The organism is Kutzneria viridogrisea DSM 43870 (genome assembly GCF_000525635.1).
GTDB lineage: Bacteria > Actinomycetota > Actinomycetes > Mycobacteriales > Pseudonocardiaceae > Kutzneria > Kutzneria viridogrisea.
Map to the genome: position 1 here is coordinate 1481410 of NZ_CP007155.1, position 15495 is coordinate 1496904.

Genomic DNA, 15495 nt, shown 5'->3' on the forward strand with positions numbered 1-15495 from the left:
CCGCAGTGTCCGCATTCGAGGAGATCACCGCTGGTTACGCCACCGAGGGTGGGGCACTGGAGCTGGGGGCGGCGGTAGTGGACGGCAGGGCCGAGGCCACCGCCAGGGTGCGACTGCCGCTGGCGACGTTGAACCGGCACGGCCTGGTGGCGGGCGCCACGGGCACCGGAAAGACCAAGACCCTGCAACTGATGGCCGAGCAGCTCTCGGCGGCGGGCGTGCCGGTGGTGATGGCCGACATGAAGGGGGACCTGTCCGGGCTGTCGGCGCCGGGCGCGGGCGGGGACAAGGTGGCCAAGCGGGCGCAGGAGACGGGGGACGACTGGGCGGCCGCGGGCTTCCCGGTGCAGTTCCTGTCGCTGGGAACCGGCGGGTCCAGTGTGCCGATCCGGGCGACGATCACCAGCTTCGGGCCGATCCTGCTGTCGAAGGTGCTGGGGCTCAACGACACCCAGGAGTCCACCCTCGGCCTGATCTTCCACTGGGCGGACTCGCGGAGCCTGCCGCTGCTGGACACCAAGGACCTGCGGGCGGTCATCCAGCACCTGACCAGCGACGAGGGCAAGGAGGACCTGAAGGGGCTGGGCGGGGTGTCCTCGGCCACGGCGGGCGTGATCCTGCGGTCGCTGCTCAACCTGGAGTCGCAGGGCGGGGACACGTTCTTCGGCGAGCCGGAGCTGGACCCCGCGGACCTGATGCGCTCCGAGGAGGGGCGCGGGGTGATCAGCCTGCTGGAGCTGGCCGAGTTGCAGGGCAAGCCCGCGCTGTTCTCCACCTTCCTGATGTGGCTGCTCGCGGCGCTGTTCCACGAGTTGCCCGAGGAGGGTGACCTGGACAAGCCGAAGCTGGTGTTCTTCTTCGACGAGGCGCACCTGCTGTTCGCCGACGCCTCGAAGGCGTTCCTGGAGCAGATCGTGCAGACGGTGAAGCTGATCCGCTCGAAGGGGGTGGGCGTCTTCTTCTGCACGCAACTGCCCACCGACATCCCCAACGCGGTGCTGTCCCAGCTCGGCGCCAGGGTGCAGCACGCGCTGCGGGCCTTCACCCCGGACGACCAGAAGGCGTTGGCGCAGACCGTGAAGACCTACCCGACCACGCCGCACTACGACCTGAGCAAGGCGCTGACCTCGCTGGGCATCGGCGAGGCCGTGGTCACCGTGCTCAGCGAGCAGGGCGCGCCCACGCCGGTGGCCTGGACCAGGCTGCGCCCGCCGAGGTCGCTGATGGCCTCCATCGGCGCGGACGCGATCAAGCAGGCGGCCGGGGCCTCCCCGCTGGCGGCCAAGTACGCGGAGACCATCGACCGGGAGTCGGCGTACGAGAAGTTGCTGGCCAAGGTGACCCCGCCCGCACAGCAGGAGCCGGAGTCGGCACCTGAGCCGGAGCAGCCCCGCAAGCAGGACAGGGACGAGCCGGGCCTGTTCGGCCAGGTGCTGGGCAGCCCGGCGGTGAAGTCCTTCCTGCGCTCCGCGGGCAGCGCGCTGGGCCGGGAGATCACCCGCGGCCTGTTCGGCACCGGCAAACGGCGTTGACGCAGACGTTTGCAAAGTGGCAGGCTTTGCAAACGTGGACGAGGAGGAGCTGTCCGGGCACCCGGTGCGGGCCGCGCTGCTGGCGCTGCTGGCCGAGCGCGGCACGCTGACCTCCACCGAGGCCGCGCGCGAGCTGGGCGAGAGCTCCGGCCTGTGTTCCTTCCACCTGCGCCAACTGGCCAAGCACGGCTACCTGGAGGAGGTCGCGGGCGCCCGCGGCCGGGTCCGCCCGTGGCGGCTGCGCGAGCGGGCGGCAGTGGCAGCCGAGCAGTTCGACCGGCTGGCCAGGGAACTGGAGGACGAGGGCTTCCGGCGCTGGCAGCAGGGCCGTGCGAACGCGCCTGAGCAGTGGCGTCAGGACGAGGCGTTCAGCGCCGTGCTGCACCTGAGCCCCGATCAGCTTCCGCAGGTGGCGGCGGAGATCCGCGCGGTGCTCGCCCGGTACGCCTCGCCCCGTCCAGGCACCGGCCCGGTGGCCGGTGTCGTCCGACTGTTCCCACTGCTCCCGGTCCCACTGCCCCTGGAGAACGAGAAGCCATGTCCGTGAAAGACCTCCGCTACTTCGGCGACCCGGTGCTGACCAGCCCGTCAGATCCGGTGACCAGGTTCGACAAGTCGCTGCGCGCGCTGGTCGAGGACCTGCTGGACACCGTGCGCAGGCCGGGCCGCGCGGGGCTGGCCGCACCGCAGATCGGGGTCGGCCTGCGGGCGTTCAGCTACAACGTGGATGGCAAGATCGGCTACGTGCTCAACCCGGAGGTCGTGGAGCTCTCCGAACAGCGGCAGGACGGGCCGGAGGCCTGCTTGTCCGTGCCTGGCCTGGGTTTTCCCACCGAGCGCGCGATGTACGCGGTGGTGCGCGGGGTGAACGCGGACAACGAGCCGGTGGAGGTCAGCGGCGAGGGGCTGATGGCCCGCTGCCTGCAACACGAGACCGACCACCTCAACGGCATGCTGTACCTGGACCGGCTGGACAAGGCCACCCGGCGGCAGGCGCTGCGCCAGGTGCGGGAGTCGGACTGGTTCGGAGTCGACACGCGCGTGAAACACGGCTGACCCAAAGGGGTCCTAGTGTCCATGGTGGACATACGACCCCGTGGGGAGGCAATCCGGATGTCAACGCCCTGCACCATCTGCGGTGCCGACCGAGCCCAGTCCCCGTCCGACTTCTTCTGCTCCGACCAGTGCCAGCGCGAGTGGCACGGCAGGCAGGTGGACCCGTTGGTCACCGACCTGGGCACCTGGCTGCCCACGCACATGGTGCGTGCGGCGGCCAGTTGGCGCGCGGCGTGATCAGCGCAGCAGGCGCTTGAGCACCTTCCCGGTCGAGTTGCGCGGCAGCTCGTCCAGGAAGGTCACCTCACGCGGCACGCAGTAGCGCGCCAGCCTGCCGCGCACGTGGTCCCGAACTGACTCGGCGGTCAATTCGGCGCCCTCGGTCAGTACGACGAAGGCCGCCAGCCGCTGGCCGAACTCGGCGTCGGGCACCCCGACCACCGCGACCTCACGCACCTGTGGCAGCGCGGCGATGGCGTCCTCGGTGGCGCGCGGGTACACGTTCTCCCCACCGGAGACGATCATCTCGTCGTCCCTGCCGACCACGAACAGCCTGCCCTCGGCGTCCAGGTGCCCCAGGTCCCCGGTGGACATCAGGCCCTCGCGGACCTCCTTGCCCGAGCCGTTGGTGTAGCCCTCGAACAGCATGTCGTTGCCCACGAAGATGCGGCCCACACCGCCCTGCGGCACAGGTGCCCCCACCTCGTCCAGGATCGCCAGGCGGGTGCCCAGCGGGGGCCTGCCCGCGGTGGACGGGGCCGCGTGCAGGTCCTCCGGGGTGGCGATCGTCGCCCAGGAGACCTCGGTGGAGCCGTACAGGTTGTAGAGCACGGGCCCGAACTCGCGCTGGAACTGCTGGGCCACCGGGGCGGGCAGGGCCGAACCGCTGGAGGCCACGACGCGCAGCGCCGGCAGGGGACGTGGCGCCCCGTGCAGGTCCAGGATCCGTTGCAGCATCACCGGTACCGCAAAGAGTGACGTGCACTTGTTGCTGGCCAAGGAATCCACAGTGGACTTGGGGTCGAACCTGCGGTGCAGCACCAACGTGGCGCCCAGCACCACACCGATCTGGAACGCCGCGAGCCCCCAGGTGTGGAACAGCGGGGCGCTGATCAGTGAGACCTCACCGCTGTGCAAGGGGATCCGGGACAGCAGTGCGGCGGCGGGGGACAGGCTGGCCGGTTCGGGTCGGCGGGCGCCCTTCGGCGTGCCGGTGGTGCCGGAGGTCAGCACGATCAGCCGCCCGCGCGGTGGGCGCCTTGGCAACGGGGTGGCCGCCGAGGAGTCGATCAGCCCTTGCAGGGTGCCCTGGTCGGGCGGTCCGTCCGTCCACGCGACAACCGTTGTCACGCCGGGGAAATCCCCCGCGAACTCCTCGTCCGCGATCAGCGTGGTGACCTGCTGGTCGCTCAGCACCGCGCGCAACTGCGCCGCGGCCAGCCCGGTGTTGAGCAGCACGGTGTTCGCGCCCAGCTTCGCGCAGGCCATCGCGGCCTCGATGAACCCGCGGTGGTTGCGGCACAACAGACCCACGGTGCTGCCCGCGCGCACGCCCCGGCCGGTGAGCCCGTGCGCGAGCCGGGTCGTACGCTCCTCGACCTCGCGATAGCTCAGGCTGCCCAGTTCGTCGATGATCGCGATCCGGTCCGGGTGCCGTGCCGCGCCCACGGCGTAGCCGAAGGGCAGGGTGAGGTCCCAGCGCAGGTAGCCGCCGACCACGCCGAGCAGGCGGTCCGGCCGCATCGGGCGCACGATTCCCGCGCGTACCAACGTGACCAGTTCGCGCACCGCGTTCACGAGGCGTCCCGCTGCCGACCTTCGGGGACCACGCGGTACACCACGTTGAGCAGGCGGTCGGCCAGCTTGGGCGCCAGCGCGTAGCCCAGCGCCGCGAACACCCCGAACGGCTTGTTCACCGCCTTGGGCCGCTTGACCAGCGCGCGGACCACCAGCGCCGCGGCCTGCTCGGGACTGGCGGCGGGGAACCGGTCGTACACCTTGGTGGGACCGATCATCGGGGTGCGCACCAGCGGCATGTGCACCGTGGTGAAGGTGATGCCGTGGCCCAGCGTCTCGGTGGCGGCGACCGCGCTGAACTCGTCCAGCGCCGCCTTGGACGCCAGGTAGGCGGAGAAGCGCGGGGTGTTGGTCTGCACGCCCATGGAGGAGATGTTCACGATGTGGCCGAACCTGCGCTGCTTGAAGTGCGGCAGCAGGGCGAGGATCAGCCGCACCGGGGCGAAGTAGTTGATGGCCATCGTGCGCTCGAAGTCGTGCTGGCGGTCCAGCGAGCGCGACAGCGAGCGCCGGATCGAGCGGCCCGCGTTGTTCACCAGCATGTCCACCGCGGGCTGCTCGTCCAGGATGCGCTTGACCAGGGTGCGCACCGACTCGGTGTCGGTCAGGTCGCAGGGGTACACGAAGGCCGAGCCGCCGCGTCCGGTGATCTCCGCGCGGACCTGCTCCAGTTCCTCGGTGCGCCGGGCCACCAGCAGTGGGATCGCGCCCAGCCCGGCCACGGCGAAGGCGGTGGCGCGGCCGATGCCCGAGGAGGCGCCGGTGATCACGATGCGCTTGCCGTCCAGTGGACCGCGTGGCCCCGGCCTGCGGGCGCGCAGCGGGTCCAGGTGCCGCGACCAGTAGTCGAGCAGCACCTTGGCGTAGGAGTCGAACTCCGGTACTTCGAGATCGCCCAGCGCCGCACGGGTCGCCGTGGAGTCGAACTCCGCCGTGAAAGTCAGGTGTGGCAACACTTCCGGCGGAATCCCGAACACCGAGCGCAGTCCCGGCACCCGCCGTGCACTGCGCGCCACCGAACCCGTCAGCCTGCGGGTGGCCTTCGCGGTGGGCAGCCGGGAGGGCGCGCTGGCCACGATCCTGGGTGCGCCGGTGGCCTTGGCCAGCGCGTTGTAGACCGCCACCAGGGACTGCGGGCGCGGGGCCGTCAGGTGGAAGGTGCTGCCGCTGGGGTGCTCGGCGTGCAGGAGCCGGTCCAGCGCCTCGACCACGTAGTCCACCGGAACCAGGTTGGTGGCGCCCAGGTCGGCGCCGACCAGCGGCAGGAAGCCGGGCAGCTTGGCGACCCCGGTCAGCGCCGGGAAGAAGTAGTACGGCCCGTCGATCTTGTCCATCTCGCCGGTGCGCGAGTCGCCGACCACCGCGGCCGGGCGGTACACCCGCCAGGGAACCGAGTCCTGCTCGCGAACCAGCTTCTCCGACTCGAACTTCGTGCGGTGGTAGGGCGAGGGCAGCCGCTGGCCCAGGTCGAAGTCGGTCTCCCGGAACGGGCCCTCGTGCTCACCGGCCACCGCCACCGAGGACACGTGGTGCAGGTAGCCCGCGCCGACACGAGCCGCGAACTCGATCACGTGTGCCGTGCCCCGCACGTTGACCGCCTCGTTGAGCTCGTCCCCGGTGCGCATGTCGTACACCGCGCCCAGGTGGATCACGTGGTCGACCCGGTCGGGCAGGTCGGTCTCGGCGATGCCCAGGCCCGGGGCCGTCAGGTCCCCCGGCACCGGCACCACCTTCTCCGCGGCGGGCCAGGCCGAGGCGATCTCCGCGATGCGCCCCCTCGACCCGGGCCGGACCAGCACGTACACGGTGTCGCACCCGGGGCGGGCCAGCAGGCGCCCGATCAGGCGCCTGCCGATGAACCCGGTGCCGCCGGTGACGAAGTAGCTGCTCATGACACCTCCCTGGTTCAGATAATGCCACTACCTACCCGCGAGTAGGAAGCCTGGGCATGCCATGAAAGTGCCGTTCACTGCGCTCAACGCCAGCAACGGCACTTTCATGGCACCCCCGGCCCGTACCATCGCCCCGTGAAGGAGTTCCAGGCCAAGCCCGTGCACCTGCTGTTCGGTCTGCTGGCGGTCGTCTGCGCGGTGATCAGCGCGAGTTCGGTGGAGGACACGCCGCTGCGCGTGGGCTGGATCACGATCGGGCTGGCGGGTCTGGTGTGGCTGGGCTTCGTCGGCGCGGCCCTGCGGCGTCAGCGCAGGCGGCGCTCCAGCACCTGACCGGGCCAGTCACCCACGGTGAAGGGGTCGGTGGCGGTGAAGCCCGCCGACTCGTAGAACGCGACCAGCGCGCGGTCGTCCCCGGCGTAGCAGTCCACCCGCAGCCGGGTGACGCCGAGCCTGCGCCCCTCGGCCTCGACCTGGGCCAGCAGCAGGCGCCCGGCTCCGCGGGCGGCGGGGAACTGGCCGCCGACCAGGCCCCGGATGTACAGCTCGGGCACGTCGGCGGGCGGCACGTAGGACAGGGCCTCGCCGACGGCGAGCGCGCCGGCGACCCGGCCGTCCGCCTCGGCGATCCAGGACTGCCCGTTCATCCAGCCCCGCACGGTCGCCACCCGCGTCGGGTTGGTGGAGAACGGTTCGGTGCCCCACTGCCCGGTGCGGCCCTGGGCGACCAGCCAGCGCACGGCCTCGTCCAGCAGGCCCAGCACGGCCTGGCTGTCGGCCGGGCCGCCGGGGCGGATCACCAGTTCGGGGCTCAGGGGGCGTCCGATGCGTTGACCACGGCGTCGCGCAGTGCCGCGCGCAGGCGGCCGACCTCCAGCGGGGCCAGCACCGCCGTCTCGCCCGGCGGCGCGACGACCACAACGTGTCCCTGGCTGACGAACACCGTGAGATCCCGGCGTCGGCCAGCCACGTCTCGGCAGGTCACCAACCACTCCTTGCGGTCCATGTCCTCCGACCTCCAGTCAGTCTGCGTCAGTGCAGTTCCCGGACCACTCGCGCGGGCGCTCGCTGCGGTGTGACGCGCTTCGGCCGACGACGTGACGCGGGTTTCGCGCTTCAATCGAAGGCGACCTGCCGGACGGGCCACACCACCCGCAAGCCTCGCACGAATGGGGTCACAACTGTCACTCGAGAGGATGAAGATGATCGAATTGCAACGCATTGTCATCGTGGGATCGGGTCTGGGGGGCGCCACCGCCGCCGCCACGCTCAGGGAAAACGGTTTCGGCGGTCAGGTCCTGCTCATCGGCCAGGAAAAGCACCAACCCTATGAACTGCCCGCGCTGTCCAAGGGGGTGCTGCTGGGCAGTGCCGAGCGCCCCGACCTGGTGCGCACTCCCGACTTCTACCGGGACAAGCACGTGGACCTGTTGCCGTCCACGGAGGTCAGCCAGATCCGGCCACGCGAACGGGTGGTGGTCGCGGGCGGGGTGCCGCACCGCTACGACCGGCTGCTGCTGGCCACCGGCTCGCGGCCGAGAACCCCGCCCGTGCCGGTACACGGCGTGTCGGGGGTGCACGTGCTGCGCACGGTGGAGGACGCGCTGGCCATCCGCGACGGACTGGTCGCCGGGGCCCGCGTGGTGATCGTGGGCGCGGGCTGGATCGGCTGTGAGGTCGCGGCCGCCGCGCGGGCCCACGACGCGGAGGTCATCGTGGTCGACTCGCAGCCGCTGCCCCTGCTGCGCGCGCTCGGGCCGACCGTGGCCGCCGTGTTCCGCGACCTGCACGCCGCACACGGGGTGAACTGGCGGCTGGGCGCCGAGGTGGCGGGGCTGGTCGGCGACCGGGACGGGGTGCGGGCGGTGCGCCTGGCCGACGGCACCGAGCTGGCCGCCGACCTGGTGGTGCTGGGCGTGGGCGCGGCGCCCCGGGTGGAGCTGGCGCGCGCCGCGGGGCTGGAGCTGGCCGCGGGCGGGGTCGCGGTGGACGCAATGCTGCGCACCTCCGCCCCGGACGTGTTCGCCGTCGGCGACATCGCCGCGCACCAGCACCCGCGCTACGGGCAGTGGGTCCGGGTCGAGCACTGGGCCAACGCCAAGGACCAGGGCGCGCTGGTCGCGGCGAACCTGGTCGGCGGTTGCGCCACCTACGCGTCCAGCCCGTACTTCTTCTCCGACCAGTACGACCTGGGCCTGGAGTACCGGGGGCTGGCCGATCTCGAGCGGGATCAGCTGGTGGTGCGCGGGGATCTGGCCGCCCGCGAGTTCATCGCCTTCTGGCTGCGCGGGGGGCGGGTCCGTGCGGCCATGAACGTGAACATGTGGGACGACGGGGACGCCCTTTCGGCCCTCGTGGACCGGCAGGCCGTGGTGGACCTCGGTCAGCTGGTTTCCGCGGAGCTCAATGCCCTGGACTAGATCGCTACGATCAACTCACCGATTGTTGAAATTCTTGGGGGTTGGTCGTGCGCAGTCGTGTCGTCTATCCGGTTCCTGAGTTCCCCTCGCCGATGGGCGGGGTCCGCGTCCTGCACCGGCACGTCGAACTGCTCGTCGAGGCCGGGGTGGACGCCTTCGTGTGGCTGCCCACCGAGGGCTACCGCTACGGGTGGTTCGACAGCCCCGCACCCCGCCTGTACGGGGCCGAACTGGCGCTGACCGAGCACGACCTGCTCGTCGTGCCGGAGGGCGGTGTGCGGCCCGGGGTTGACCCGGCGCCGGGCGCCCGCAAGGTGATCTTCAACCAGAACCACTTCCTGAGCTACCTCAACTTCGAGCCCGACCAGCCCTATCCCGGCTGGCAGCCCGCACCGGGGGTCTGGGTCGTCTCCCAGGAGAGCGCCGAGGTGCTCGCCGCCACCGAGCCCGAGCTGCCCTGCTCGCTCATCCCGAACCCGCTGGACCTGGACCTGTTCCGGCCCGCGGCCCAACGGGTGCGGCGCATCGCCTGGATGCCGCGCAAGCGCCCGCTGGAGGCCAAGCTGCTCGAACGCGCGCTGCGCGCCGACCCGCGCAGCGCCGGGGTCGAGCTGGTCGCGTTGCAGGGCCTGCCGGAGACCGAGGTGGCCAGGATCCTCGGCGAGTCCTCGGTGTTCCTCGCGCTCGGCCTGTACGAGGGCTTCGGCCTGCCCATCGCCGAGGCGCTCGCCTCGGGCTGCCTGGTCCTCGGCTACGCGGCCGGCGGCGGGCAGGAGCTGTTCGAGGCCCCCGGCACCTGGCAGCTGCCCGACCAGCGGCCCACCATGCTCGCCGACGCCGCGCTGTCCATGGTCGTGGACGGGCTGCCGGACGAGGACGGGGTGCGCGCGGCCGCGCGGGACTGGGTCGCGCAGCGGTACACCGCGCAGACCGCGACCAAGGCACTGCGGACCGCCGTGGACGAGGCCATGGCCCAGCCCGGTGCGGCCTGCACCGCCGTGCACCCGATGAACCTGTCCGACCCCGAGCTCGGCGCGGGCATCATGCGCAACTTCCTGCGGGCCTTCGGCATGCCCGAGCTGCCGGTCGGCCCCCGCTGATGTCATGAAAGTGCCGTTCGAGACATCCAGTGTCTCGAACGGCACTTTCATGACATGTCGGTCAGGGGAGGGCCATGACGCCGAAGTAGACCAGGCCGCCCGCGATCACGCCGAGGGCGGCGCCGCTGAGGACCTGCGCGGTGGTGTGGTCGGCCAACTCCACCCGTGACCAGGCGACCAGCACGGCGAGCAGGCCCGCCAGCAGCAGCCACGGGCCGTACGCGATGGCCAGCATCACCACGGCGCCCGCGGACACCGCGGCGTGGATCGAGATCTTGAACCGGGCGCCGAAGGTGATCGCCAGGCTGATCATCAGGGTCCCCAGCATCGCGGCGGTCAGCGCGATCAGCTCGCGCGGGGCGCCGAACACCAGCAGCAGCACCCAGCCGGTGGCCAGCGAGGCGATGCACGCCAGCAGCGGGACCCAGCGGCCCTCGCGGTTGGTCACGTGGTGGCCGTCCCAGCGGCCGCCGCGCGCCCCGCGCACGATGATCGCCATCGGGATCAGCGACCCGGTCAGCGCGATCAGCGCGCCCCACAGCACGGTGGGCAGCAGGGCCTGGGTGGCGTGCCACGCGATGGCGATCGGCAGCGCGCACACCCAGACCCAGGGCGCGAGTACTTCAGTGGCCAGCCGGGCGAGGACCCGGCGGGCAGTGCTGGTTGGTTCGCTCGCAAGCTCGCTCACGAACCAGAATCATGCCGCCACGGGTTCGGCGGCGGTCTGGGCGGCGGCCGTCATGGTGGAGGCGGCGTCCTTGTCCCGGATCAGCAGCGCGTAGCCCGCGGCCGCCAGCGACAGCGCGGCGGCGACCAGGAAGGCCACGTGGTAGGCGGTCAGGTCCGGGGTGCCGCCCGCGGCGTGCGCCGGGGTGCCGACCGCGGCCAGCACGCTGCCCAGCACCGCGACGCCGATCGCGGCACCGGCCTGCCTGCCCGAGTTGAACAGGGTGGAGGCCCCACCGGTCTTGTGCGCGGGCAGCGTGGCGAAGGCGGCGGTCTGGCCGGGGTTGAACTGGTTGGAGATGGACACGCCCAGGTAGAACATGATCAGCATGGCCACCCAGCGCGGGCTGTCCGGGCCGATCGTGGCCAGCAGGGCCATGCTCGCCGCGGTGTTCACCAGTGCGATCGCGATATGCCTGCGCGGGCCGAACCGGGTGTAGATCCGGCTGGCGACCTGCGTGCCGAGCATCACACCGACGGCCTCGGGAAAGGTGTTCAGGCCGGTGTCCAGCGCGGAGGCGCCGATCCCGTCCTGGTACATCAGCGGGAACACGAACAGCACGCCGAGGAAGGCCGCCGTGGAGATCAGGGTCATCACGTTGATGGTGCGGAACATCCGGTCGGCGAACAGGCGCAGGTCCAGCATCGGCTCGGGCACGCGCAGTTCCACCACGACCATCACGGCCAGCAGCACCAGCCCGCTCAGGCCGGTGGCCAGGATGACCGGGGAGGTCCAGCCCTGCGAGGCGCCCTCGGTCAGCGCGTACATCAGCAGCGCGAAACCGGAGCCGGACAGCAGGAAACCGGCCAGGTCGAACCGGCCCGCGGTGGGCTCGCGGTACTCGGTGAGCAGCAGCAGGCCGAACACGAAGGCGGCGATGCCGATCGGCACGTTGACGTAGAACACCCAGCGCCAGGACAGGGTGTCCACCAACAGCCCGCCCAGCACCGGCCCCAGCGCTGGGGCCACGGCGGTGGGCAGGATCAGCACGCGCATCGCGCGCATCCGCTCGTGCAGGGCGAACACCCGGAACAGCATCGCCATGCCGACCGGGGCGAGCATGCCGCCACCGACGCCCTGAAGGATGCGGAACGCGACCAGCTGCGGCAGGTTCTGCGCGAGCCCGGACAGGGCGGAGGCCAGGGTGAACACGGCCAGCGCGAACAGGAAGACCCGCTTGGTGCCCAGCCGGTCACCCAGCCAGCCGGAGGCCGGGATCACCATGGCCAGGCTGAGCAGGTAGCCGACCACGATCGTGCCGGTCTCGGTGGGTGCGACGCCGAACTGGGCGCTGATGGTGGGCAGGGCGACGTTGATGATCGTGGTGTCGAGGATGTTCAGGAACATGGCCGCCACGAAGACGACACTCACGACGATCTTCGGACTCAGACGGCGTGCGGGCACGGCGGGGACCCCCTGGCAGAACGTTTGGTTGTAGCAACAAAACATTCAACCAGAGGAGGCAACCGGGTATTCCCGGTTCGGGGATCAGGCCAGGTCGTGCGGCATGAGGGTGGTCAGCGCGTCGTCCACGCTGACCCAGCTGTTCTCCGTGCCCGGCAGCACCACGTCGTAGGTGCGGTCCAGGAAGTCGGCCAGCTCCTGCGCGGAGGCCTCGAACATGGCCAGGCCGGCCGGGGAGCTCACCACGACCACGACCAGCTCGACGTCGTCCACGGCGGGGCGGATGCGCACGTCCCCGGTGCCCGCCTCGGCGATCAGGCCGTCGGCCAGCAGGTCGCGGGCGAAGCACCACTCCACCCAGCCGGTGGGGCCGGAGCGGAAGGCGGCTGTCACCGCGTACGGGTCACGGGTGTCGTAGCGGAGTTCGACCTCGACGGGGACCGAAGGTGCATCGGGCACCAGGAGGTCCAGCACCGCCATCGAGCGGAGCGTCATGTGGTCGTTACGCATCGTGTTCACCCCTCAGCTTCCCGACACCTGCACGCGGCCAAGAGTGGCACCGTCGTCTCCAGATCCTGTCCACGTTCACTCAATGTCGCCCCCAGGCGGCTTTGCTGCTCCAATCTGTCACTCATCTGGGGGTGGGTCCAGGGGGAACGGTGATTCACCGTACGAAAGTGCGCCGAGATGACCTATTCAGGGGAACGGCAAGGGGTGGTGATTGTGACCGGGGTCATGTGTCGGCCCTTCGGTGACTCGGGCGCATGATGACCAGATGGCTGACACCGGCTGCAAAGTGCGTTCCGCAACCATTGAGGATCTGGCCGCGGTGGCGGAGATCTATCGCCCGTACGTGGAGTCCACCGCTATCTCATTCGAGCAGGAAGCGCCCACCTCGCAGCAGTGGCGCGCGCGTTTCGACAACGTTGTAAACGCCGGTCTGCCGTTCCTGGTCGCCGAGGCGGACGGGGTCGTGCTCGGTTACGCCTACTGCTCGCCCTGGCGCACGCGGCCCGCCTACCGCCGCAGCGTGGAGAGCACCATCTACCTGTCGGGGGCCGCGCGCGGACGTGGTCTGGGCGGTCAGCTCTACACCGACCTGCTCGAGGCCTGCCGCGAATGGGGTGCGCACCGGGTGATCGGCGTGGTCGCCGACTCGGGTGACCCCTCCTCGCTGCGGTTGCACACCAGGCTGGGCTTCCGCGAGGTCGGCAGGCTGACCGAGGTTGGCCACAAGTTCGGCCGCACCTGGGACACCGTCCTGTTCGAGCATCGGTTGGGCTGAACGGCGGTACCGCGTGGCGTGACACGCCGGTAAGGCGGAAAACGGTCATTTGGTGATCTTGCTGACACACTGGACCCGGTTGCCTGTGGTCCGGCGTGCGGGAGGACTCAAGCGATGGCCGACATCAGCACGGTGTTGCACCGGGCCGCGGAACTGACCGCCAACGGCAAGGGGCGCAAGGCGGTGGCCCTGCTCCGGCCGGTGGCGGTCGCGCACCCCCGGCAGCAGGAGGTGTGGTGCCGGCTGGCCGCCGCCCACCTGGACCGGGGCGATCCCGGCGCCGCGCTGGACGCGGTGCGCAGGGCGCTGCGGCTGACCGGGGACCGGGCCTGGGCGCACCGGCTGGCCAGCCGCGCGCTGAGCAGGATGGACCGGCACGAGGAGGCGGTCTCCGCGGCACGGCACGCGCTGCGTGAGGCTCCCTCGGACGGGCGCTGCCAGTTGGCGCTGGCCGAGGCGCTCGGGTCCGCCGACCGCTGGGACGAGGCCCTGTCGGCCGCCAGGCGGGCGGTCGAGTTGGACCCGGCCCAGATCCGCTGCTACCTCGTGCTGGGCGACGCGGCGACGCGCCTGCGCCAGTGGACCACGGCCGAGCGGGCCTACCGCGCCGCGCTGCGGCACAAGCCGGGGGATGCTCGCATTCGCGCGCAGCTCACCAGGCTGCGCCAGGCCCGCTCCGGTGGCGCCCGTCCCGAACCGCCCGTGACGCCCACCCGGCCCAGGCGCGATCCGGTCGGCAGGGCAGGTGCCGAGCGGTTGTTCTGGCACGCCGGTCGGCAGGTGTCCAGTACCGCCGTGATCTCCGCGCTGATGCTGTTGATCTCCGGCCTGCCCCGGCCGACCCAGCCGCTGGCCTGGTTCGGGCTCGCGCTGCCGGTGGTCGTCCTGCTGGCGGCGCTGGTCGTGCTGGTGCGCACCCCCTCGGGCGGCCGGTGGGCGATGCTCACCGCCCCGTGCCGCAACCCCGCCATGCTGGTGACCTGCGCCCTGGTCGGCGCGAGCCTGGGCCTGACCCTGTTGTGGGCCTTCCAGGTGCGGCTGGGCTCCACCTCGGTGGAGGTCCTGCTGCTGGCCACCGCCTGTGCGGTGGGCGCCGCCGCACTGTGCTTCGCCAAGGAGAGCTGACCGACCGCACAAGCGCGGGACAAGCGGCGCGTCAGCCGCGCACGGCATGCTCACACTTGATCATGCCGACGCGGAGGTGGGGCCGTGAGCGAGCTTGCGAGCGAATCATCGAGCACCGCGCCCTCGGGAGTGCGCGCGCCGAGCGTCGGCGAGGTGTGCGCATGACCGGGCTGGGGCTGGACGAGGACGCAGAGGCCGTCTACCAGGCCGCGCTGCGCAGGCCGCGCTGGCGGGTGGCCGAGCTGGCCCGCTACCTGGACCGGCCCGAGCCCGCGGTCGGCACGGTGGTGGAGCGGCTGCGTGCCGACGGGCTGCTCGTCACCTCCGCCGAACAGGCCGCCTCGGTACGCGCGGTGGAGCCCTGTCTGGCGCTGCCCGCGCTGGCCGCGAGCCGGGTGTGGGGGCTCAGCGCGGGCGTGACCCGCCCGCAGGCGGCGGCCATCGCCCGGTTCATCGCCCAGCACGAGCAGTCCGCCGCCGCCGAACCCGAGTCGGGCGGCCTGGACGCGATCGGCTCCCTGGTGGAGCGGCTGATCGCCGGGGCGCGGCACGAGGTGGTGCTGCTCAGCCCGCTGCACCGTCCCGGCTCGTTCGAGTTCTCCACGCTGATCGCCGAGGCCGTGCTGCGCCGTGGCGCCGTGCTGCGCTGCCTGTGGCGTACGGAGCTGGTGCGCCAGCACAGCCTCGCGGCCTACGCCAACTGGCTGCGCGCCCGCGGTGCGCAGCCCAGGGTGGTGCCCACGCTGCCGATCAACGCCGTGCTCGTGGACCGCAGCGTCGCCGTGGTGCTGCGGGAACGCGGGGCCGTGGTCAACCGCACTGCGGCCACGGTTGCCCCGCTGTGCGCGCTGGCCGACCAGCTGTGGGCGCGGGGCACCACGGTCTACGGCGGGGCCACCCCGCAGCCCGCGGGGCAGGCGCCCCGGCACCGCAGGGTGCTGCGGTTGCTCGCCGAGGGGCTGACCGACGACGCGATCGCCCGCCAGGTGGGGGTCAGCGTGCGCACGGTGCGCAACGACATGGCCGCGGCGATGGTCAGCCTGGACGCACGCAGCCGCTTCCAGGCGGGGGTGCGGGCGGCCCAGCTCGGCCTGCTCTAGCCCGTCCACTGTGGAGCCCTCCGCCGAACGTGGCACTGCCGGTTCCGACGAATGATC

17 protein-coding genes are annotated in these 15495 nt (G+C 71.6%); 10 read left to right on the forward strand and 7 right to left on the reverse strand.

Going from position 1 to position 15495, the window contains the following annotated elements:
- Window positions 1-5: 5 nt before the first annotated feature.
- From KALB_RS06870 to KALB_RS06885, 4 genes are read left to right on the forward strand one after another with little or no spacing between them, the layout of a single operon-like run.
- Window positions 6-1532, forward strand: coding sequence for a helicase HerA-like domain-containing protein (locus KALB_RS06870; protein ID WP_025354984.1), 1527 nt, complete (start codon window positions 6-8; stop codon window positions 1530-1532).
- Between the two features lie 16 nt (window positions 1533-1548).
- Window positions 1549-2079 carry a winged helix-turn-helix domain-containing protein gene (locus KALB_RS06875; RefSeq protein ID WP_042220278.1) on the forward strand — a complete coding sequence of 177 codons (531 nt, stop codon included), beginning with the start codon at window positions 1549-1551 and terminating at the stop codon, window positions 2077-2079.
- A complete protein-coding gene (gene def / locus KALB_RS06880) occupies window positions 2070-2588 on the forward strand; it encodes a peptide deformylase (RefSeq protein ID WP_025354986.1) in 519 nt (172 codons plus the stop codon). The genes KALB_RS06875 and def overlap by 10 nt, the downstream gene beginning before the upstream one ends.
- Window positions 2589-2645: 57 nt before the next feature.
- Window positions 2646-2825 carry a DNA gyrase inhibitor YacG gene (locus tag KALB_RS06885; protein ID WP_025354987.1) on the forward strand — a complete coding sequence of 60 codons (180 nt, stop codon included), beginning with the start codon at window positions 2646-2648 and terminating at the stop codon, window positions 2823-2825.
- Here the strand turns inward: KALB_RS06885 and KALB_RS06890 are convergent, their stop codons facing one another.
- Window positions 2826-4385 (reverse strand): AMP-binding protein, encoded by a 1560-nt coding sequence (locus KALB_RS06890; RefSeq protein ID WP_025354988.1) that lies wholly within the window; start codon window positions 4383-4385, stop codon window positions 2826-2828.
- On the reverse strand, window positions 4382-6277 hold the full coding sequence (locus KALB_RS06895) for an SDR family oxidoreductase (protein ID WP_025354989.1): 1896 nt from the start codon (window positions 6275-6277) through the stop codon (window positions 4382-4384). Before KALB_RS06895 ends, KALB_RS06890 begins: the two co-directional genes overlap by 4 nt.
- A 135-nt stretch (window positions 6278-6412) precedes the next feature.
- Between KALB_RS06895 and KALB_RS06900 the strand changes: the two genes are divergently transcribed.
- A complete protein-coding gene (locus tag KALB_RS06900) occupies window positions 6413-6610 on the forward strand; it encodes a hypothetical protein (protein WP_025354990.1) in 198 nt (65 codons plus the stop codon).
- On the opposite strand, the gene KALB_RS06905 is transcribed toward KALB_RS06900, so the two are convergent.
- Together KALB_RS06905 and KALB_RS06910 are read right to left on the reverse strand one after the other, a co-directional pair.
- Window positions 6583-7077, reverse strand: coding sequence for a GNAT family N-acetyltransferase (locus tag KALB_RS06905; RefSeq protein WP_236650192.1), 495 nt, complete (start codon window positions 7075-7077; stop codon window positions 6583-6585). The genes KALB_RS06900 and KALB_RS06905 overlap by 28 nt on opposite strands.
- Before the next feature lie 11 nt (window positions 7078-7088).
- A complete protein-coding gene (locus tag KALB_RS06910; RefSeq protein ID WP_025354992.1) occupies window positions 7089-7283 on the reverse strand; it encodes a hypothetical protein in 195 nt (64 codons plus the stop codon).
- A gap of 196 nt (window positions 7284-7479) precedes the next feature.
- Here KALB_RS06910 and KALB_RS06915 point away from each other — a divergent pair, with 196 nt between their 5' ends.
- Both KALB_RS06915 and KALB_RS06920 read left to right on the forward strand, forming a co-directional pair.
- Window positions 7480-8697, forward strand: a complete 1218-nt coding sequence (locus tag KALB_RS06915; protein ID WP_025354993.1) for an NAD(P)/FAD-dependent oxidoreductase — start codon at window positions 7480-7482, stop codon at window positions 8695-8697.
- 47 nt (window positions 8698-8744) lie between these two features.
- A complete protein-coding gene (locus KALB_RS06920; protein ID WP_148309378.1) occupies window positions 8745-9797 on the forward strand; it encodes a glycosyltransferase in 1053 nt (350 codons plus the stop codon).
- A 61-nt stretch (window positions 9798-9858) separates the two neighbouring features.
- Here the strand turns inward: KALB_RS06920 and KALB_RS06925 are convergent, their stop codons facing one another.
- From KALB_RS06925 to KALB_RS06935, 3 genes are all read right to left on the reverse strand, one after another.
- Window positions 9859-10485: a hypothetical protein gene (locus KALB_RS06925; protein ID WP_025354995.1), complete on the reverse strand. Its 627-nt coding sequence runs from the start codon at window positions 10483-10485 to the stop codon at window positions 9859-9861.
- 9 nt (window positions 10486-10494) lie between these two features.
- Complete coding sequence (locus KALB_RS06930; protein WP_236650193.1) at window positions 10495-11895, reverse strand: MDR family MFS transporter; 1401 nt, start codon at window positions 11893-11895, stop codon at window positions 10495-10497.
- A 117-nt stretch (window positions 11896-12012) separates the two neighbouring features.
- Window positions 12013-12438 carry an SsgA family sporulation/cell division regulator gene (locus KALB_RS06935; protein ID WP_025354997.1) on the reverse strand — a complete coding sequence of 142 codons (426 nt, stop codon included), beginning with the start codon at window positions 12436-12438 and terminating at the stop codon, window positions 12013-12015.
- A 265-nt stretch (window positions 12439-12703) separates the two neighbouring features.
- On the opposite strand from KALB_RS06935, the gene KALB_RS06940 reads away from it, so the two are divergent.
- The 3 genes from KALB_RS06940 (at window position 12704) to KALB_RS47500 (ending at window position 15438) form a co-directional block, all read left to right on the forward strand.
- Window positions 12704-13213, forward strand: a complete 510-nt coding sequence (locus KALB_RS06940; RefSeq protein WP_030109674.1) for a GNAT family N-acetyltransferase — start codon at window positions 12704-12706, stop codon at window positions 13211-13213.
- Window positions 13214-13327: 114 nt separating this feature from the next.
- Window positions 13328-14338 (forward strand): tetratricopeptide repeat protein, encoded by a 1011-nt coding sequence (locus KALB_RS06945; RefSeq protein WP_025354999.1) that lies wholly within the window; start codon window positions 13328-13330, stop codon window positions 14336-14338.
- A 161-nt stretch (window positions 14339-14499) separates the two neighbouring features.
- A complete protein-coding gene (locus tag KALB_RS47500) occupies window positions 14500-15438 on the forward strand; it encodes a helix-turn-helix transcriptional regulator (RefSeq protein WP_025355000.1) in 939 nt (312 codons plus the stop codon).
- Window positions 15439-15495 lie beyond the last annotated feature (57 nt).

Excerpts from the sequence above, each read along its gene's own strand:
- def (WP_025354986.1), top strand. The coding sequence starts at position 2,070 with ATGTCCGTGAAAGACCTCCGCTACTTCGGCGACCCGGTGCTGACCAGC.
- KALB_RS06885 (WP_025354987.1), top strand. The coding sequence starts at position 2,646 with ATGTCAACGCCCTGCACCATCTGCGGTGCCGACCGAGCCCAGTCCCCG.
- KALB_RS06895 (WP_025354989.1), bottom strand. The coding sequence starts at position 6,277 with ATGAGCAGCTACTTCGTCACCGGCGGCACCGGGTTCATCGGCAGGCGC.
- KALB_RS06910 (WP_025354992.1), bottom strand. The coding sequence starts at position 7,283 with ATGGACCGCAAGGAGTGGTTGGTGACCTGCCGAGACGTGGCTGGCCGA.
- KALB_RS06915 (WP_025354993.1), top strand. The coding sequence starts at position 7,480 with ATGATCGAATTGCAACGCATTGTCATCGTGGGATCGGGTCTGGGGGGC.
- KALB_RS06935 (WP_025354997.1), bottom strand. The coding sequence starts at position 12,438 with ATGCGTAACGACCACATGACGCTCCGCTCGATGGCGGTGCTGGACCTC.
- KALB_RS06940 (WP_030109674.1), top strand. The coding sequence starts at position 12,704 with ATGGCTGACACCGGCTGCAAAGTGCGTTCCGCAACCATTGAGGATCTG.
- KALB_RS06945 (WP_025354999.1), top strand. The coding sequence starts at position 13,328 with ATGGCCGACATCAGCACGGTGTTGCACCGGGCCGCGGAACTGACCGCC.
- KALB_RS47500 (WP_025355000.1), top strand. The coding sequence starts at position 14,500 with ATGACCGGGCTGGGGCTGGACGAGGACGCAGAGGCCGTCTACCAGGCC.